The 17601-nt window shown below is 59.3% G+C and carries 20 protein-coding genes and 1 pseudogene; 11 read left to right on the top strand and 10 right to left on the bottom strand.

What is annotated here, in order from left to right; all coding sequences use genetic code 11:
• The first annotated feature begins 4 nt into the window (after nt 1-4).
• Complete coding sequence (locus ACR1XY_RS01720) at nt 5-1084, top strand: 2'-deoxycytidine 5'-triphosphate deaminase (RefSeq protein WP_480589477.1); 1080 nt, start codon at nt 5-7, stop codon at nt 1082-1084.
• Here ACR1XY_RS01720 and ACR1XY_RS01725 read toward each other — a convergent pair.
• The 6 genes from ACR1XY_RS01725 to argS form a co-directional block, all read right to left on the bottom strand.
• Nucleotides 1081-1305, bottom strand: coding sequence for a hypothetical protein (locus tag ACR1XY_RS01725; RefSeq protein WP_480589478.1), 225 nt, complete (start codon nt 1303-1305; stop codon nt 1081-1083). The genes ACR1XY_RS01720 and ACR1XY_RS01725 overlap by 4 nt on opposite strands.
• A 64-nt stretch (nt 1306-1369) precedes the next feature.
• A complete protein-coding gene (gene scpB, locus ACR1XY_RS01730) occupies nt 1370-2026 on the bottom strand; it encodes an SMC-Scp complex subunit ScpB (protein WP_480589479.1) in 657 nt (218 codons plus the stop codon).
• Nucleotides 2019-2813 (bottom strand): segregation and condensation protein A, encoded by a 795-nt coding sequence (locus tag ACR1XY_RS01735; protein ID WP_480589480.1) that lies wholly within the window; start codon nt 2811-2813, stop codon nt 2019-2021. Before ACR1XY_RS01735 ends, scpB begins: the two co-directional genes overlap by 8 nt.
• Nucleotides 2803-3810, bottom strand: a complete 1008-nt coding sequence (gene nagZ / locus ACR1XY_RS01740) for a beta-N-acetylhexosaminidase (RefSeq protein ID WP_480589481.1) — start codon at nt 3808-3810, stop codon at nt 2803-2805. The genes ACR1XY_RS01735 and nagZ overlap by 11 nt, the downstream gene beginning before the upstream one ends.
• Nucleotides 3807-4919 (bottom strand): SPOR domain-containing protein, encoded by a 1113-nt coding sequence (locus ACR1XY_RS01745; protein WP_480589482.1) that lies wholly within the window; start codon nt 4917-4919, stop codon nt 3807-3809. The genes nagZ and ACR1XY_RS01745 overlap by 4 nt, the downstream gene beginning before the upstream one ends.
• Nucleotides 4920-4958: 39 nt before the next feature.
• Complete coding sequence (argS, locus tag ACR1XY_RS01750; protein WP_480589483.1) at nt 4959-6704, bottom strand: arginine--tRNA ligase; 1746 nt, start codon at nt 6702-6704, stop codon at nt 4959-4961.
• A 132-nt stretch (nt 6705-6836) separates the two neighbouring features.
• Here argS and ACR1XY_RS01755 point away from each other — a divergent pair, with 132 nt between their 5' ends.
• On the top strand, nt 6837-7388 hold the full coding sequence (locus tag ACR1XY_RS01755) for a putative pterin-binding protein (protein WP_480589484.1): 552 nt from the start codon (nt 6837-6839) through the stop codon (nt 7386-7388).
• Here ACR1XY_RS01755 and ACR1XY_RS01760 read toward each other — a convergent pair whose 3' ends face one another.
• Complete coding sequence (locus tag ACR1XY_RS01760) at nt 7389-8531, bottom strand: deoxyguanosinetriphosphate triphosphohydrolase (protein ID WP_480589485.1); 1143 nt, start codon at nt 8529-8531, stop codon at nt 7389-7391.
• Nucleotides 8532-8607: 76 nt separating this feature from the next.
• On the opposite strand from ACR1XY_RS01760, the gene ACR1XY_RS01765 reads away from it, so the two are divergent.
• Both ACR1XY_RS01765 and xth read left to right on the top strand, forming a co-directional pair.
• Entirely contained in the window at nt 8608-8931 is a 324-nt protein-coding gene (locus ACR1XY_RS01765) for a HesB/IscA family protein (RefSeq protein WP_170325221.1), read from the top strand.
• 60 nt (nt 8932-8991) lie between these two features.
• Nucleotides 8992-9771 carry an exodeoxyribonuclease III gene (xth, locus tag ACR1XY_RS01770; RefSeq protein ID WP_480589486.1) on the top strand — a complete coding sequence of 260 codons (780 nt, stop codon included), beginning with the start codon at nt 8992-8994 and terminating at the stop codon, nt 9769-9771.
• A gap of 4 nt (nt 9772-9775) precedes the next feature.
• Here xth and ACR1XY_RS01775 read toward each other — a convergent pair whose 3' ends face one another.
• Entirely contained in the window at nt 9776-10927 is a 1152-nt protein-coding gene (locus tag ACR1XY_RS01775) for an FAD-dependent monooxygenase (RefSeq protein WP_480589487.1), read from the bottom strand.
• Between the two features lie 71 nt (nt 10928-10998).
• Entirely contained in the window at nt 10999-11421 is a 423-nt protein-coding gene (gene dksA, locus ACR1XY_RS01780; protein WP_480589500.1) for an RNA polymerase-binding protein DksA, read from the bottom strand.
• A gap of 371 nt (nt 11422-11792) precedes the next feature.
• Between dksA and ACR1XY_RS01785 the strand changes: the two genes are divergently transcribed.
• The 7 genes from ACR1XY_RS01785 to ACR1XY_RS01815 all read left to right on the top strand — a co-directional run bounded on the left by ACR1XY_RS01785 (nt 11793) and on the right by ACR1XY_RS01815 (nt 17427).
• On the top strand, nt 11793-12638 hold the full coding sequence (locus tag ACR1XY_RS01785) for an AAA family ATPase (RefSeq protein WP_480589488.1): 846 nt from the start codon (nt 11793-11795) through the stop codon (nt 12636-12638).
• Between the two features lie 116 nt (nt 12639-12754).
• Nucleotides 12755-13204: an N-acetyltransferase family protein gene (locus ACR1XY_RS01790; protein WP_480589489.1), complete on the top strand. Its 450-nt coding sequence runs from the start codon at nt 12755-12757 to the stop codon at nt 13202-13204.
• Nucleotides 13201-14565 (top strand): DUF2927 domain-containing protein, encoded by a 1365-nt coding sequence (locus ACR1XY_RS01795; protein ID WP_480589490.1) that lies wholly within the window; start codon nt 13201-13203, stop codon nt 14563-14565. Before ACR1XY_RS01790 ends, ACR1XY_RS01795 begins: the two co-directional genes overlap by 4 nt.
• Nucleotides 14566-14568: 3 nt before the next feature.
• Complete coding sequence (locus tag ACR1XY_RS01800; RefSeq protein WP_480589491.1) at nt 14569-14739, top strand: hypothetical protein; 171 nt, start codon at nt 14569-14571, stop codon at nt 14737-14739.
• Nucleotides 14740-14742: 3 nt separating this feature from the next.
• Nucleotides 14743-15927, top strand: coding sequence for a vWA domain-containing protein (locus ACR1XY_RS01805; RefSeq protein ID WP_480589492.1), 1185 nt, complete (start codon nt 14743-14745; stop codon nt 15925-15927).
• 117 nt (nt 15928-16044) lie between these two features.
• Complete coding sequence (locus ACR1XY_RS01810) at nt 16045-16587, top strand: hypothetical protein (protein ID WP_480589493.1); 543 nt, start codon at nt 16045-16047, stop codon at nt 16585-16587.
• A 150-nt stretch (nt 16588-16737) separates the two neighbouring features.
• Entirely contained in the window at nt 16738-17427 is a 690-nt protein-coding gene (locus ACR1XY_RS01815; protein WP_480589494.1) for a M48 family metallopeptidase, read from the top strand.
• An 84-nt stretch (nt 17428-17511) separates the two neighbouring features.
• Here ACR1XY_RS01815 and ACR1XY_RS01820 read toward each other — a convergent pair.
• Nucleotides 17512-17601 (bottom strand): annotated as a pseudogene (locus ACR1XY_RS01820) (IS5/IS1182 family transposase); the annotation flags it as partial.

A 17601-nucleotide genomic window follows, 5' to 3' on the forward strand; every position in this document is an offset into this window, starting at 1 on the left:
CGGAATGACTGGCGTATGCCCAAACCAACAGATCGAAGGCATGATTGAACGCGGTGAAATCACTTCCAGCCCTCAGATCATCCCTGCTCAGGTTCAACCGGCCAGCCTGGATTTACGCCTGGGAACAGTAGCTTACCGCGTCCGCGCGTCGTTTCTGGCAGGCGAAGGGCGCTCGGTCGCCGACCGCCTGGCCGAGTTCGAGATGCACCGCATAGACATTTCCGACGGTGCCGTGCTTGAGAAAGGCTGCGTTTACCTGGTGCCGCTTATGGAATCGCTGGCCTTGCCCGCCAGCGTGACCGCTGTTGCCAACGCCAAAAGCTCTACCGGGCGGCTTGACCTACTGACCCGCACCATCACCGATGGTGGCACGGAATTTGACCGAGTGCCGGCGGGTTATTCCGGACCGCTATATGCCGAAATTTGTCCGCGCTCATTCTCGGTTCTGGTGCGTCCGGGAATGCGGTTGAATCAGATACGCTTCCGGCAGGGTCAGGCGGTGCTCAGCGATGCAGAGTTGATGGCGCTCCACAACGAGTCGCCGCTGGTCGATGGCCCGGCGGTAATTCAGGATGGGTTGGGTTTTTCCGTCGACCTGCAACTGCCCGACACCGATCTGGTGGGTTACCGCGCCAAGCCGCATACCGGCGTCATCGATCTGGACAGGATCGGCGAATACGACCCTCAGGAATACTGGGAAGAGGTACGCACCCGCGATGGCCGCATTATTCTGGACCCCGGTGCGTTCTACATTCTGGTCAGCCGCGAGGCCGTTCACATCCCACCGACGTACGCCGCCGAAATGGCCCCCTATCTGGCGATGGTCGGTGAGTTCCGGGTGCATTATGCCGGTTTCTTCGATCCCGGCTTCGGCCACGCCGAAGCCGGCGGTGCCGGGTCGCGCGGTGTACTGGAAGTACGCTGCCACGAGGCGCCCTTCGTGCTGGAGCACGGCCAGGTCGTAGGGCGGCTTGTCTATGAGAAGATGGCAGAAATGCCCACGCAGCTATACGGCGCGGGCATTGCGTCAAACTATCAGGGACAGGGGCTGAAACTGTCCAAACATTTCAAGGCTGTTGGCTAGAACTTCATGAACCGGCGCATTTGGCGGGTCATCCGCTGTGCCTGTCTCAGGTTCTGCGATGGTCGCGGGCCACTGCTGTTCGCGCGGTTGGGATCGTCAGGCTGTTGATCCGACTTTCCACCCATACGGCTGGCCATGTCAAAGCCCTTGTCCACGCCCTTACTGACAAGGCGGCGCATGACCTGACGTACGATCATGTCGATGATCCGATTGGCGTTCATTGCTCAACTCCGTTTCCTGTTGTCCAACATAGGGGTCCCATGTGACAACAAAAGGGCTATGTGATCACTCTTCCTCGAACAATTCGGTCTGATCCTCGTCTTCTTCGTCCTCACGCCCTTCCCCCAAGGGAATAGTGCCCGGCGGTGGCCTGTTTTCAAGCAACCCTGCGGCGCGCAATTCCTTGAGGCCTGGTAGATCGCGGGCGTTCTCCAGCCCGAAATGGTCGAGGAAATGCGGTGTCACCACAAAGGTCACCGGACGGCCCGGTGTCATGCGGCGGCGGCCCAGCCGGATCCACTCCATTTCCAATAATTGGTCGATGGTCCCGCGCGAAACCGAAACGCCGCGGATTTCCTCGATCTCAGCCCGGGTGCAGGGCTGGTGATAGGCAACGATGGCCAGCGTTTCGATGGCGGCCCGACTCAACTTTCGAGTCTCAACCGTTTCCTTCTGCATCAGAAAGCCTAGATCGGGGGCTGTGCGGATGGCCCAGGCCTCGCCCACGCGGACCACGCGAACGCCACGCCCTTGATAGCGTTTTTGAAGCATTTCAACCGCTTGTGCGGCATCGCTGCCATGGGGCATACGGGCTTCAAGATCACCAACCGTCACCGGTTCAGCACTGGCGAACAGCACGGCTTCGACCATACGTTCCTGTTCCGCAACGGGCGGAGCTTCGAACAGGGTGCCGGTGCCTTCGTCTTCGGGGGCGTCAGTCACGAGTTTCGGTCCTCTTACGCAGATGGATCGGGGCAAAGGTTTCGCTTTGCTTGATTTCCATATGTCCTTCTTTCACCAACTCCAGCGAGGCTGCAAAGGTCGCCGCCGTGGCCGACCGGCGCCGGACCGGGTCGGCGTCCCAACCCTCGGGCAAATATGTCTCCATATCCGTCCAGGCACCGGCAAACCCGATCAGAGGGCGCATCCGTTCCAGCGCCTGTTCCATCGTGAATACGGCGTCGCGGTCCATGACAAAAGGCCGGAATTCGTCACGCGTGCGAATGCGGGCATAGCCCTGCATCAGGTCCAGCAGAGTGGCAGAATAAGTCACGGTGCGGATGCGGGTGACGTCCTCGCCCTGCCCGCGTTTGAAAAAATCGCGGCCCAGCTGATCGCGTGCCATCAGGCGGGCGGCGGCATCCCGCATAGCCTGTAAGCGTTCCAACTGAAAGGCCAGGTGCGCTGCCAGCTCCTCACCCGACGGGCCTTCGTCATCCGGGTCCGGCGGCAGCAACAGACGGGATTTCAGGAAAGCCAGCCAGGCCGCCATCACCAGATAATCAGCCGCTAGTTCAATCCGCAGTGCTCGGGCCTTTTCGACAAAGGCCAGATATTGTTGCGCCAGCGCCAGTACCGAGATTTTCCGCAGGTCAACCTTTTGTGTGCGCGACAGGGTCAGCAGCACGTCCAGCGGGCCTTCGAAGCCGTCGACGTCAACGATCAGTGCTTCGGCCGCAAGGCGATCCGCGACCGAGACCGGGTCTTCTCTGAAAAGATTATCGTTCATATACCTGCCCGCCCATTAGGGCAGATAGTTCCGCCTCGGCGGCCTGGATGTCAAGTTCCGCAGGCTTTTGCCGCATCGTCAGCGCCTTTTCTGCGCGCTTCGCGGCCTGCTCGGTCATTTGTCCGGCCGCGTCCAGCACCTTGGCGCGCGCGTCAAACGTGCCATTGCAGTGCAAAACCACATCACACCCCGCGTCCAGCGCCTGACGGGCAATGTCCTCGGGCGCACCGCTCAGGGCCTTCATCGAGATATCGTCGGTCATAATCAACCCGTCGAACCCGATCTTGTCGCGGATCAGGCCGATCATAGTCGGCGAGATCGTCGCTGGTTGCGGGTCGATCCGGTCATAGACCAGGTGCGCCGTCATCCCCATCGGCAGATCGTTCAGATCGCGGAACGGAACGAAATCGACCTGTTCCAGCGCGTCCTGTGTCAGGTCCACGTGTGGTAGGTCGTGGTGACTGTCGAGCGTGGACAGACCATGGCCCGGCATATGCTTGATGACGGGCAAAACGCCGCCATCCAGATGGCCCCTGGCAACGGCCTTTCCCAGCCGCGAAACCTGTTTGGGATCAGAGCCATAGCAGCGGTTTTTCAGAAACGCGTGCGTATTGTCCCGCGCCAGATCAACCATCGGGGCGCAATTGCTGTCAATGCCCAGCCCGAATAGCTCATCGGCGATCAGACGATACCGCAGATACATCGCCCGTTCGGCCTGTTCCCCGGCCCGCGCAACGTGATCCAGTGGTGGCAGCCATTCGCGGGCCAGTGGTGCGCGCAGGCGCTGGACCCGACCGCCCTCCTGATCGATTGTGATGGGGCAATTGCGGCCCACGGCATCGCGGAATTCATCGCATAGGGTCCGGACCTGATCGGCAGTGTCGATATTGCGCGCAAACAAAATGAACCCGAACGGGTTCATCTCGCGAAACAGTCTCTTTTCCTGTGGCGTCAGGCGCAGGCCTTCGGCGTCGGTAATGGCCGCACCAAAACTCACCGAGCGGCCACCGGGATGCAATCGGCACCGCTCGCCTCAAGCGCAGCACAGAACTGACGCGAGTCGCTCAGGTCGTCAAACCCCAGAACGCGCAACCGATAAAAGGTCCGTCCGCCGCGTGAGGTTTTCTGGATAACACGCTGTTTTCCATCCATATAATCCCCAAACTGACCATTCAGTCGATCCCATTCTGCGCGCGCCACGTCCGAGCTTTCATAAGCGCCAAGCTGCGCCATGCGGGTGCCTTTGGACAGCGTGTCAGGATCAATATCCACCCCAACAGCCGCTTTGACGGCGGCATTGATCGCGTCTTCGGTGCTGCTGTTCGGAGTGATGCGGCTGGGCGTTGCGCGGGCCGGGCGCGTGATCGGGCGCAAAGACCGGCGGACCCCAGGCAATGCAGCCAGTTCTGGATCGGGCAGTTGTGCGGCCAGATCGGTGGGATCGATTGCAGGCTCTTCTTCGAGCAAGGACAAGGCAGCCAGTTGCACGCCTTCTTCCGTCGGTTCGTCAATCTGGGCCGCGTCCCCTGCCAGCTCGGAAACCAGAGCATCCACCGTATCCTGACGCAGCTCGGCGGCCTCTTGGTTGGATATCTCTTCCTGAACCACATGCACGGCCGGGGTGGGCCTCAGCGGTTCAACTGGCGTGTCTTCATCGGTCAGCGACACCGGGCGCGGCGCAAGGATCAGACGGTCCGCAGGCGGTGCGGCGGTTCCCACCGCAGCCACGGCGTTGACGGCCAGACCCTGATGATCCGCAGGCGTTCCGCCGGGGTTATCGGGCTGAACGCGCATCGGCCCCTCGATGGCCCGCACGACCGGCACACCGGACACATCGCGCATCACCAACTTGTAGCCCCAAACGCCGATCCCGGCGACCAGAGCAAGGGACGCAACCGCGCCCATCGCATTGACGATACGGCTCAGCCCCGCTGCGCGCGGAGCCTCTTCATATCCGTGCATGTCGTCGGAATACTCGTACCCATCCTCAGGATTCGGTTGATTCGTGTAATGCATCTGCTCGGGGCGCATCTGCCCCGAGTAATCGTAACTTGCCATATCCGCCTCACCGCCCGATAGCGCCTTAAAACATGGCGCGCGGGTCATTTCTTGTCTGCCTCGTTCCGGCGGTTCGGGCGGTGTTAGTTACCGCATCTCCTGCGCCGGAGTGACGCCAAGAATATCCAAGCCCGCTGAAATCACAACAGAAACAGCCCGGGCCAATGCGATTTTTGACTGGCTTGTGGCAACATCGCCATCCTGGATGAAGCGTACAGATTCATCGTCAAAGCCCAAATTGTACAGATAACTAAAGTCATTTACCAACTCGATGAGGTAGAAGACCACTCGATGAGGCTCATTAGCTTTGGCGGCAGCCTCAACTAAACGAGGCCATTCTGCAATTTTCTTGGTTAACGTCAGTTCAGCATCGTGAGACAAACGACTGAGATCAGCGGACGCCAAGGTAGCATCATCCGCAGGAATTGATGCAGATTCTGCTTTTCTCAATACACTCATGACTCGCGCGTGTGCGTATTGCACGTAGTAAACTGGGTTCTCGTTGTTGCCTGCTAGTACCTGGTCAAAATCGAAATCCAGAGGCGCGTCATTCTTACGAGTCAACATGACAAAGCGGGTAACGTCTGGTCCGACCGCATCAACCACATCGCGTAGGGTAACAAAGTTCCCTGCCCGCTTGGACATCTTGAACGGCTCGCCATTTTTCCACAGCTTCACCAACTGGGTCAGCTTGATATCCAACGGCACCTTACCATCAGACAGAGCCGAAACGGCTGCCTTCATCCGTTTGACATAGCCGCCGTGATCCGCGCCAAACACGTCGATCAAAGCATCAAATCCGCGGGTCACCTTGTCATAGTGATAGGCGATATCCGGCGCGAAATAGGTCCAGCTGCCGTCCGATTTCTTGACCGGACGATCGACGTCGTCACCATGCTCGGTGGACTTGAAAAGGGTCTGCTCGCGCGGCTCCCAATCCTCGGGCTTTTTGCCTTTGGGTGGTTCCAGCACGCCTTCGTAAATCAGGCCCTTTTCGGTCAGGGACTGAAGCGCAGCCTCGATCCGGCCCGTGCCATAAAGAGATTTCTCCGAGAAGAACACATCCATCTCGACACCCAGCGCCTTCAGGTCGGCCCGGATCAGATCCATCATCGCGTCGGTCGAGAACTCACGCAGTTCATCCAGCCACTCGGCCTCGGGCTTGTCGATCAGGCTGTCGCCGTATTTCTCTTTCAGCGCCTCACCGATCGGGATCAGGTAGTCACCGGGATAGAGACCTTCGGCAATCTCAGGGCTTAGGCCATTGGCCTCGCGATATCGTTCGTACGCTGACCGCGCCAGCACATCCACCTGCGCGCCGCCGTCGTTGATGTAGTATTCGCGGGTCACGTCATGGCCGGAATAGGCCAGCAGGCTCGCCAGAGCATCACCGAACACAGCGCCCCGCGTATGGCCCACATGCAGCGGACCGGTCGGGTTGGCCGAGACATATTCCACGTTCACCCTCTGGCCATGACCCATGGTCGAGCGGCCATAGTCGGTGCCCTTCCCCAGCACCGCTGCCAGCACACCCTGCCAGACCGACGGCGCAAGCCGCAGGTTCAAAAAGCCGGGCCCCGCCACCTCGGCGCTGGTGATCCGGTCATCCGCCGCCAGCTTCCCGGCCAGCACATCGGCAATGTCGCGCGGTTTCATCTTGGCCGGTTTCGCCAGCACCATCGCAGCGTTGGTTGCCATGTCGCCATGCGCGGCGTCGCGCGGCGGTTCGACCGCCACGTTGTCAAAGCTCAGCCCCTCGGGCAGCGCGCCTTCAGACTGCATCTGTGCCAGCGCGTCCAATACAAGGCCGCGGATCTCGGAAAACAGGTTCATTTCGGATGTCCTTTTGCTTGCTCGGCGGTTTACCACGCAAAGCAGCAAGGTCAATGCAAGCGATCAGTTTCCGCTTGGATTAACCGTAAACGGGGCTAAGGTCACAGGAAATACGAACCCGGAGACCGTTTCATGCGCCTAGCCCTGCCCCTTGCCATCGCCCTGACCACATCGCTGCCGGTCTGGGCCGAGATGCCTGCGCCTCAGGGTCACGTTCTGTTGACACTTGGCGGCGCGGTCACCGAGACCAACCTGCCGGCCCGGGGTGAGAATGACGGCGGCCTTTTGGGGTATCTTGAGGTTCAGCACGACGGGGCTGCCGGGTTTGATGCCGCCTTGCTGGATGGTCTGGAACAGGTCGAGATCACGATCACCTACGGCCCGGAAGGCAACCAGCGCGACATCGCGTTTTCAGGCCCGCTGCTGTCGGACGTGATGACGATGGCAGGCGCCGCGGGCAAAACCGCAAAGCCAATGGCATTGGATGGTTATCAGTCCGAAATCGCTTGGGAGAGCGTCACCGCGCATCAGCCCATTGTTGCCACCCATGCCGACGGGGCTCCGATGGGAATTGGCGGATACGGCCCAACCATGATCGTCTTTCCCCCGACCGAAGATGCGGAACTGGCGCAAAAACAATCTGGTCAACAGGTGTGGGCGCTGGCCTATATCGGGGTTGAGTAATTACCGGGCCGTCAGCCTTTTGTGATCCTGTAGCGCGAAGCGGTCCGTCATTCCGGCTATATAGTCCGACACAATCCGGGCGAGCGCCGTTTCATCGCCGGCCGCCTCGATATCTTCGTGCCAGCGCGCAGGCATCTGCTTGGGATCATTAAGGTATATCGGGAACAAGTCCTGCACGACTGCACTGACCTCTGCGCGCACCTCCATCACACTGGGCGCGCGGTACATCCGCGTGAACAGAAAAGCGCGAATTTCCTTGAGCCGCGCCCACAAACCGTTGGAGAACTGAACCACCGGAAATCCCAAGTGCCGGATCTCCTCGACTGTCTGCGCCCCTGACGCGGCGATCAGCCCGCGCGAGGTGTCGATCACATCTGACACCATGACGCCAAACACCCGGCGAAGCGCTTCATGCCTGCGGCGATACGGATCCAAACCAGGGTATTTCCGGTCCACCTTTGCATAGCAGTCGCCCACAATCGGCAATTGCTGGATTTCATCATCCGTGAACAGGTTGGCCCGCAGACCGTCCAGCAGATCGTGGTTGTTGTAGGCAATGTCGTCTGACAGTGCGGCCACCTGCGCCTCGGCACTGGCGTGCGTGTGCAGCTCAAGATCGAAACCTTCGTTGCACTCGGCCAACGCCCACGGCAACTCTCCTTCGACCGGCCCGTTGTGTTTGGCAATGCCTTCAAGACACTCCCAAGTCAGGTTGCAACCGTCGAATTCGGCGTAGTGCCGTTCCAGCTTGGTGACGATCCGAATGGCCTGCGCGTTGTGATCGAACCCTCCATAGGGCTCCATCAACGCGTGCAGAGCGTCTTCTCCGGTATGGCCGAAGGGTGTGTGCCCCAGGTCATGCGCCAGCGCCACTGCCTCGGTAAGTTCCGGGTTCAGGCCAAGCGCGCCAGCAATCGTGCGCGCCACTTGTGCCACTTCGATGGAATGGGTCAGACGTGTACGGTAGCTGTCGCCCTCATGCTCCACAAACACTTGCGTCTTGTGTTTGAGCCGCCGAAAAGCACTGGCATGAATGATCCTGTCCCGGTCGCGCTGAAAGCATGACCGGAAACTGCTTTCCTCCTCTGGAACAAGCCGCCCCCTTGCGCGGCCCGGGTCCGAGGCAAAACCTGCTCTGTCCAAAGGCCATATCCTTGTCGCCTGTCCTTGCACTTTCTATATTGTAAGGAGTAAAGGAAATAAACCTTTGGAGACTGGCATGAATCTGCCCCCCACAGTCACAGAACGCGCCTTTGACCGCCTCGCCGAGATCGGTGCAGCGGATCAGGGTCAGGCCCTGCGCGTCGCGGTGGAAGGCGGCGGATGTTCCGGATTTCAATACGAAATCGCGTTGGATGAACCCAAAGAGGACGACCTTGTGCTGGAAGGCAAAGGCCAAAAGGTGATTGTCGACTCGATTTCACTGCCGTTTCTGGAAAACGCGGTGATCGATTTCACGCAGGAACTGATCGGTGCAAGGTTTGTGATCGAGAACCCAAACGCCACCTCGTCCTGCGGTTGCGGTACTTCATTTTCAATGTGACCTTGCCCTGCCCGCGCGGTTGAGGGATAGATCGACCGGCAGCCAGCCGGAGGATCGCGCATGAAAATCGCCACGTTCAACATCAACGGCATCAAAGCGCGGGCCGAGGCCCTTCCGCGGTGGCTGGATGATGCGCAGCCCGACGTTGTACTGCTGCAAGAGATCAAGTCGGTCGACGAAAACTTCCCGCGCGAGATTTTCGAGGAACGCGGCTATATCGTCGAAACGCATGGGCAAAAAAGCTTCAACGGTGTGGCAATCCTGTCAAAGCTACCGCTTGAAGACGTATCTCGCGGCCTGCCCGGCGACGACGATGACGAACAGGCGCGCTGGATCGAGGCCACGGCAATTGGCAAAAAGGCGCTGCGTATCTGCGGGCTGTACCTGCCCAACGGCAACCCGGCCCCAGGTCCGAAATACGATTACAAACTGGCGTGGATGGAGCGGCTTTATTACCGCGCGCGTGACCTGATGGCCAGCGAGGAACCGGCGCTGATGGCGGGTGACTACAACATCATCCCACAGCCCGAGGATGCAGCCCGTCCGGATGCCTGGCGCGAGGACGCCCTGTTCCGTACCGAAAGCCGCGCCGCGTTTCGCAAAGTGTTGAACCTTGGGTTCACCGAGGCATTTCGAGCGCGCATTCAGGGGCCGGGGCACTATTCCTTTTGGGACTATCAGGCCGGGGCATGGAACAAGAATGACGGCATTCGAATCGACCATTTCTTGCTGACACCGCAGGCTGCCGATCTGATGCGCGACTGTCAGATTGATTCAGCGGTGCGCGGGTACGAAAAGCCATCGGATCACGTGCCGGTCTGGGTTGACCTCGACCTGTAACTGTTCACGCCGTCGCGTCGAAGCTGTAGATCCACTCGTATTTCTTCGCCAATTGAGCCCCAACCGCCATCAGAGCCATCTGCGCCGCCAATCGCATTGGTCCGCGCAGGTGGAAGTTGCGCGCATTTGCTCCGGCGGCGGTAACAACTTGCCTTGCCCTGGGGCGGCGCTGCGTTTCGTAGGCGGTAAGGGCTTGTTTCACACCCGATTGATCTTCGAAAGCACGGGCCAGAATCCACGCATCCTCCAACGCCAGACATGCGCCCTGCGCCAGGAAGGGCAGCGTGGGATGGGCCGCGTCGCCCAGCAGCGCTAAACGCCCGTTTTGCCAGCTTTGCGCAACGGGGCGCAGGAACAGGGCCCACAGGTGGGTTTCGGTCACCTCGGCCAGAATATCGTGCACCGGACCGCCGAAATCTGCAAAGCGCGCGCGCAGATCATCGGTGTCGCCTTGCAGACGCCAGCCTTCCTCTCGCCAGTCCGAACGTTCTTCAATCGCCACCACATTCATCAGACGCTGATCGCGCAGCGGATAGGTGACCACATGGCGCCCAGGACCCATAGTCAGCGATGCACGTGGCATCTCTTCGCGTTGCGACCAGGGGATCGTTGCCCGCCAGGCGACCTGATGGGTGAACTGAGGTGCCTCGGTGCCGTTCAGGATCGGTCGGATCGTGCTGCGCCCGCCATCTGCGGCAATGACGCATTCCGACCGCAACCGCTCGCCGCCCTCCAGCACGACATCGGCCTCGCTTGGATGCTTGACAACCTTTGTCACGCGTGCGCCTAGCTGGATATCAACCCCAGCATCCCGCGCCGCCCGTTGCAACAGGTCCAGCAGATCGGCACGGTGGTAATAGTAGGTCGGACCAGCCGCAGGCGCAGGAACCCTACTGATCACGCGGCCCTTGCGATAATCGCGCAGCGTCGTTCCGTGGGACAGCTGCCCGTCCTCGGGCACGCTCCCCACCACGCCAAGCGCCCGTAGAACCGCTACACCGTTGGCGCTGATCTGCAATCCTGCGCCGACCTCGGTCAGGGCCGGAGCCTGCTCCAGAACCGTCACCTGCGCACCGCGGTGCCGCAGCGCCAGAGCAGCCGCCAGCCCGCCGATGCCGCCGCCGATGATACTGAATTTCAGACCGTCGATATTCATGGCACCGCCTTAACGCAAAAACGCCGAGGCCACAGGCCCCGGCGCTGGTGTTTTCCCGAATTTTCCAGCGATCAATCGTCGCGGTGGACCTTTTCGCGGCGCTCGTGGCGCTCCTGCGCCTCAAGCGTCATGGTCGCGATCGGACGCGCGTCCAAACGTTTCAGCGAGATCGGGTCGCCCGTCATTTCGCAATAGCCGTATTCACCCTCGTCAATGCGGCGCAGGGCCGAGTCGATCTTGGCCACCAGCTTGCGCTGACGGTCGCGGGTGCGCAGCTCTAGCGCGCGGTCGGTTTCCTCGCTTGCGCGGTCAGCAACGTCCGGAATGTTACGGGTGTTGCCCTGCAGCCCTTCGATCGTGTCGCGGCTGCCCGCCAAAAGTTCATTCTTCCAATCCAGCAGCTTGCGGCGGAAATACTCAAGCTGACGGTCATTCATGAAAGGCTCATCTTCGGCCGGACAGTAATCCTCCGGCAGAAAAACTTCCTGCTTCATCTTTGCTCCCTCGGTATGGCCAGAAACGTCGGTTGCAGTTGTTTCACCAGACATTTGGCTCTCCCTTCTGCGGAGCGTTTATCTGACGCACGTGCGAATGTCACTACACAAACGTCGTCTTGATACGTCACGTTTCTGACTTGTCTAAATATGATACATGTAACAACAAAAGCTTGTTTTTCTGCGGAATTCATTGGGCATTTTTGCGGCAAATCACAACCAAAGGGGCATCCGATTTCAGTCGAATCACGCCAAAAGGACCGAAGGCGCGGTTTATTTCACGGTGCAGGACGTCGCGGCCCCGCTTGTCAAAATCATCGCCTCTCTGTAACCCGAACGGCACAGATTGCGCGAAACCACACGAGGGGCCCATGACCGCACGTTTCCAAGGCACCGCAGAGTATGTTGCCACCGACGACCTGAACATTGCGGTAAACGCTGCCGTGACGTTGGAGCGTCCGCTGCTGGTCAAGGGTGAGCCCGGCACCGGCAAGACCGAGCTGGCGAAGCAGGTAGCCGGTGCGCTGGGGCTGAAGATGATCGAGTGGAATGTGAAATCCACCACCCGCGCGCAGCAGGGCCTGTATGAATATGATGCGGTCAGTCGCCTGCGCGACAGTCAATTGGGCGATGCGCGCGTGCATGACGTTTCGAACTATATCCGCAAAGGCAAACTGTGGCAGGCGTTCGAGGCCGACGAAAAGGTCGTTCTGCTGATCGATGAGATCGACAAGGCCGATATCGAGTTTCCCAACGACCTCCTGCAGGAACTCGATAAAATGGAGTTCCACGTCTATGAGACCGGTGAGACCATCCGGGCAAGGCACCGCCCCATCGTCATCATCACCTCGAACAACGAAAAGGAACTGCCGGACGCCTTCCTGCGCCGCTGCTTCTTCCACTACATCCGCTTTCCGGACGAGGCGACCATGCGCCGGATCGTCGAGGTGCACCACCCCGGCATCAAAGATGCGCTGCTGACCACCGCGCTCACCCAGTTCTATGAAATCCGCGAGACGCAGGGCCTAAAGAAAAAACCTTCGACATCCGAGGTCCTGGACTGGCTGAAGCTGTTGCTGGCCGAGGACCTGACGTCCGAGGATTTGAAACGCGATGGCGCCAACGCCCTGCCCAAACTACACGGTGCTTTGTTGAAGAATGAACAAGACGTGCATCTTTTTGAACGTCTCGCGTTCATGGCGCGTGCCAAACGCTGAGCGCATAGAACAACCGGTGATCGCCGCTTGCTTTGCGCTGGCCTGCCTGTCAGCATTGCAGATGGCGGTCCGGTGTGTCCGGGCTATGTATGACCGGACAAGACGGGACATTCTGAATGGCTGACTCTCTGACCATCCGCGCGTTGCAGCCCGAAGACCGCCCAGACTGGTCGGACATGTGGCGCGACTATCTGGCCTTCTATGAAACAACGGTGCTGGATGCGGTCTATGACACCACCTTCGCACGCCTGCTGGGCGACGATCCGAATGAGTTTTCGTGCTTTGTCGCCGAGACAAATGGGCGACTGGTTGGTCTGACCCATTACCTGTTTCATCGCCACGCTTGGAAAGTTGAATCCGTCTGCTACTTGCAGGACCTTTACGCCCGGCCCGAGACACGCGGCACCGGCGTCGGTCGCGCCCTGATCCAAGCTGTCTATGATGAGGCCGATCGTCAGGGAGCCCCGTCCGTCTACTGGCTGACGCAGGATTTCAATCACACCGCCCGCAAGCTGTATGACCGCATCGGCAAGCAAACGCCATTCATCCGGTACCAGCGTCCATGATGCGTTGGACCGCGATCATTGCCGCTTTGGCGCTGACGGGCTGCGCGACTGTTGAGACAAGCGAAGTCCCGACCCGCGTTCAGGTCATTGAGGAAAAACTGCCGCCAGCCAAAGCGTTTACCCGTTCGACCCCCACGCCTGCGGGCAGGTCGAACGCAAATATCGCGGCTGATTTCGTATCCTTGCATTTCGCGCTGGAAGGGGGCGCTCAATTACCAGTGTTCACGCGGTTCGAAACCCCGATCACCGTCCGCCTGACCGGTGCCCCTACCCCGTCGATGCAGCGCGACCTGACCCGTTTGCTGAACCGCCTGCGCCGTGAAGCCGGAATAGACATCCGTCAAATCTCTGACGGTACGGCCAACATCACCATCGAGGCTGTCAGTCAGGACGAAATCCATGCCATCCTGCCGCAGGCGGCCTGTTTCGTGGTGCCCAACTCCTCAAGTTTTCAGGAATACCGCCGCGACCGACGCAAACAAAAAAGCAGCTGGTCCCGCCTGCGCAGCCGCGAGCGCCTGGGTATTTTCATCCCCTATGACGTCAGCCCGCAGGAAAAGCGCGACTGTCTGCACGAAGAGGTCGCGCAGGCGTTGGGCCCGTTGAACGACCTGTACCACCTACCGGATTCGGTGTTTAACGACGACAATATCCACACCGTTCTGACGGGTTTCGACATGCTGATCCTGCGCACGGCCTATGCGCCCGAACTGCGCAGCGGCATGACCCGCGAACAAGTTGAATCCGCCCTGCCCGACGTTCTCAGCCGCCTGAACCCGCGCGGAGACGCTTTGCCTGCGCAACCGGTTTCCGAGACACCGCGAGAGTGGGTCAACGCGGTTCAGAAATCTCTGCGACCGACACGCGGGGTAAAAAGACGTCTGAGAGACGCCAAACTGGCCGCCCGGATCGGGCAGGAACAAGGTTGGACCGACCACCGCCGCGCCTATCCCTATTATGTGATGGGGCGTATGGAACAGTTCGATAACCCACAGGAGGCGCTGCGCAACTATCAGATTGCCCTGCAATTTCTGCGCGCCACTCCCGGCACCGAGGTCCATCAGGCCTATGTCACCACCCAAACCGCTGCCTTTGCGCTGGCGCAGGGCAAAGGCCCCGAAGCTCTGCCTGAACTGGACAAGGCCATCGACGTGATGACACGTGCCGAAAACGCATCGCAACTGGCCACGTTGCTGCTGCTGAAATCCGAAGCGCTAAATCAGGCAGGCCGGACCGCTCAGGCACGTTCCGTCAGGCTGGACAGTCTAGGATGGGCACGCTACGGCTTCGGCTCGGAAACGGTGGTCCGGTCGCTGATGCAGGACGTTGCGGAAGGACCTCGCAACAACAGGGGCGGATAACGCATGGTCGTGGTTTTGGGAATGGCGATACTGGGGGCGATCCTTGGGGCGCTGACGGCACGCAAACGCAATGGCAATGGTGCCGACATGGCCCAATACGCTGCCGGTTATGGCATTGCCTTTGCGCTTACCGGGCTGGTGCTGTCGCTGATCCTTGTAAGGTTCGTGGGGTAAGCGATGTTCCTGCCCTTTTTCGAAAACCTCCGCAAAGCTGGCATTCCCGTATCCTTGCGCGAATACCTGACGTTTCTTGAGGGCATGAAAAAGGGTCTGGCCACCTATGATGTCGAGGCATTCTACTATCTCGCCCGCGTCTCGATGGTGAAGGACGAGCGCAACATCGACAAGTTCGACCGCGCCTTTGCCGCCAGTTTCGAAGGGTTGAACGAAATCAGCTTTGATCAGGTGCTCGAGGCCGTCGATATCCCCGCCGATTGGCTGGCCAAGATGGCCGAAAAGCACCTGTCCGATGAAGAAAAGGCCGAGATTGAGGCCTTGGGCGGTTTTGAAAAGCTGATGGAGACGCTGCGCGAGCGTCTGAAAGACCAGCAAGGCCGCCATCAGGGCGGCAACAAGTGGATCGGCACTGCCGGGACCTCACCCTTCGGGGCCTATGGTTACAACCCCGAAGGCGTGCGAATCGGCCAGAAGGAAAGCCGCCATCAGCGTGCCGTGAAAGTCTGGGACAAGCGCGAATTCAAGAACTTGGACGACACGGTTGAACTGGGCACCCGCAACATCAAGGTCGCGCTGAAACGCCTGCGCCGCTGGGCACGTGAAGGTGCGGCCGAGGAACTGGATCTGGACGGCACCATCCGCGCCACCGCCGAGCACGGCTATCTGGACGTCAAAACCCGCCCCGAGCGTCACAACGCGGTCAAAGTGCTGCTGTTTCTGGACGTGGGCGGCTCGATGGACCCGCACATCAAGGTGGTGGAGGAACTGTTCTCGGCCGCCCGGACCGAATTCAAGCATCTGGAATATTACTATTTCCACAATTGCCTGTATGAAGGCGTCTGGCGCGACAATCGCCGCCGCTGGGATCAGCAGACCCCAACGCATGAGGTACTGCGGACCTATGGCTCGGACTACAAGTGCATTTTCGTCGGCGACGCCTCGATGAGCCCCTACGAGATCGCCTATCCCGGCGGTGCCAACGAGCACTGGAACAAGGAGGCTGGTCAGGTCTGGCTGCAGCGCGCCCGCGAACAGTGGGCATCGAACCTGTGGATCAACCCGGTGCCCGAAAAATACTGGGGCTACACCCACTCGATCGGCATGATTCAGGAAATTTTCGAAGACCGCATGGTCCCGATGACGCTGGCCGGACTGGAACAGGGGATGCGAGAATTGACGCGTTAAGTGAAGATTGGCGGATGGCGGCTTTGAGCCCCAAGGCAGACTTTTTCACAGCACTGTGTTAAAGTGCGTCTCACCAAACTTGACGTTTGGCCTCTCGATAGATTGGGAGAGTGAAACATGCGAGCTTCGCGGTTTTTGGGAGTCATTGTCAGTTTTCTAATACTGTTCGGTGGGAGTCCGGATGCAGCGTCAGGACAATCCGAATCCGACGAGCGAGTTGAACTGATCCGGGCCCAAAATTCGCTAAGACTATTTCGAGAATTCGAGCAAAACAGCAGGCACCTCTATTTTCTTCAGGCAAATGCCATCATCGCTGTTCAAGGCGGGTGGAACGAAGGTGATTTGGGTTATGGGACCCATGCCGCAATGTTGGGTGAAGCAGCAGAAAGCCTGCTATTACCTAAGTTTAAAAGGCTATCTGCACACTTGGACACGAACGCTGATCTAAAGGAAGAAGAAAAAAGGCGTTTGAAAGAGTCTGTAGCACAGGTTCTAGTTTTAGTTGATCTATCCGGGTCAATTTCCGAAGCATTGAAAAATGGGGGCTTGGAAACAGCCATTTTACTATACCACGACCAAGCCACCCCAATGTTCGAATCCATTTGGGCCACCAATTACACTTTAATCAGTGAAGCTGAACGCAAGTTCCCCCGACGCTAGGAATTGCCCAGATTCTCTTTCGGAAAAGCACCCACTAACAGTCTAGTGGTCAATTTTACGTAGTGCTCGGATTGCTGCTTTGTCGCGCAAAGCAGACAAACTGCCCAAACCGATATTGTCTCACAACCAGCGTTTACCCATATTTACCTTATGCTTCGCCTAACCCCGATCCTGCTGGCCATAGCCTACGCCGTTGTGATGTACCGGATTTCTGTCTGGCGTACACACAGGGAACTGGACGCAAAATCGACCGAACTGGCCGATCCTGCGCTGAAACGCATGACCGACCGGCTGGCGGCGGCGTTGGAGATCGACCGGGTGCCCGTCTACATCTACGAGATCGACCCGGTGAACGGGCTGGCCGCACCGGACGGGCGGATATTTATCACCCGTGGGTTCTACCGCAAGTTTCGGAACGGAGAGGTCTCGGCCGAAGAAATGGCCAGTGTCATCGCGCATGAACTGGGGCATGTGGCACTGGGTCACGCGCGGCGTCGGATGATCGATTTTTCCGGCCAGAACGCGTTGCGGGCCGCGTTGATGATGCTGTTGAACCGGTTCATTCCCTTCATCGGCGCGTGGATTGCCAACATGTTGACGCATCTTCTGGCCTCGCGCCTGTCGCGCGGGGATGAGTATGAGGCCGATGAATATGCCGCTGCTTTGCTGACCAAGGCCGGGATCGGGATCGGGCCGCAAAAATCCCTGTTTCACAAGCTGGAAGGTTTGACCCAGCAACGCGCCGGAGTTGTGCCCGCATGGTTGATGAGCCATCCCAACACCGATGAGCGGATAGCGGCGCTGGAAGCACTCGAAAAGCGTTGGGGCGCGGGCGGATAGGTTTGGACCGCGAGGAGGTCAGCCTTTCGCGCTCTCCGGGATTTATTCAGCTAGATGAAGGAAGATCCTGCTTAGGGTCAGGACTCATAGCCAATAGATGACGAGTGCTGCGAGGGCGATGGCTGACAGGAAGACCTTCGGGCACCTGTCGTAGCGGGTCGCCACACGCCGCCA

It is taken from the genome of Ruegeria sp. AD11(2025), from assembly GCF_056542405.1.

Coding starts and splice junctions, on each gene's coding strand:
- ACR1XY_RS01720 (WP_480589477.1), top strand. CDS start 5: ATGACTGGCGTATGCCCAAACCAACAGATCGAAGGCATGATTGAACGC.
- ACR1XY_RS01725 (WP_480589478.1), bottom strand. CDS start 1,305: ATGAACGCCAATCGGATCATCGACATGATCGTACGTCAGGTCATGCGC.
- ACR1XY_RS01735 (WP_480589480.1), bottom strand. CDS start 2,813: ATGAACGATAATCTTTTCAGAGAAGACCCGGTCTCGGTCGCGGATCGC.
- ACR1XY_RS01745 (WP_480589482.1), bottom strand. CDS start 4,919: ATGACCCGCGCGCCATGTTTTAAGGCGCTATCGGGCGGTGAGGCGGAT.
- argS (WP_480589483.1), bottom strand. CDS start 6,704: ATGAACCTGTTTTCCGAGATCCGCGGCCTTGTATTGGACGCGCTGGCA.
- ACR1XY_RS01755 (WP_480589484.1), top strand. CDS start 6,837: ATGCGCCTAGCCCTGCCCCTTGCCATCGCCCTGACCACATCGCTGCCG.
- ACR1XY_RS01765 (WP_170325221.1), top strand. CDS start 8,608: ATGAATCTGCCCCCCACAGTCACAGAACGCGCCTTTGACCGCCTCGCC.
- xth (WP_480589486.1), top strand. CDS start 8,992: ATGAAAATCGCCACGTTCAACATCAACGGCATCAAAGCGCGGGCCGAG.
- ACR1XY_RS01775 (WP_480589487.1), bottom strand. CDS start 10,927: ATGAATATCGACGGTCTGAAATTCAGTATCATCGGCGGCGGCATCGGC.
- dksA (WP_480589500.1), bottom strand. CDS start 11,421: ATGAAGCAGGAAGTTTTTCTGCCGGAGGATTACTGTCCGGCCGAAGAT.
- ACR1XY_RS01785 (WP_480589488.1), top strand. CDS start 11,793: ATGACCGCACGTTTCCAAGGCACCGCAGAGTATGTTGCCACCGACGAC.
- ACR1XY_RS01790 (WP_480589489.1), top strand. CDS start 12,755: ATGGCTGACTCTCTGACCATCCGCGCGTTGCAGCCCGAAGACCGCCCA.
- ACR1XY_RS01795 (WP_480589490.1), top strand. CDS start 13,201: ATGATGCGTTGGACCGCGATCATTGCCGCTTTGGCGCTGACGGGCTGC.
- ACR1XY_RS01800 (WP_480589491.1), top strand. CDS start 14,569: ATGGTCGTGGTTTTGGGAATGGCGATACTGGGGGCGATCCTTGGGGCG.
- ACR1XY_RS01805 (WP_480589492.1), top strand. CDS start 14,743: ATGTTCCTGCCCTTTTTCGAAAACCTCCGCAAAGCTGGCATTCCCGTA.
- ACR1XY_RS01810 (WP_480589493.1), top strand. CDS start 16,045: ATGCGAGCTTCGCGGTTTTTGGGAGTCATTGTCAGTTTTCTAATACTG.
- ACR1XY_RS01815 (WP_480589494.1), top strand. CDS start 16,738: ATGCTTCGCCTAACCCCGATCCTGCTGGCCATAGCCTACGCCGTTGTG.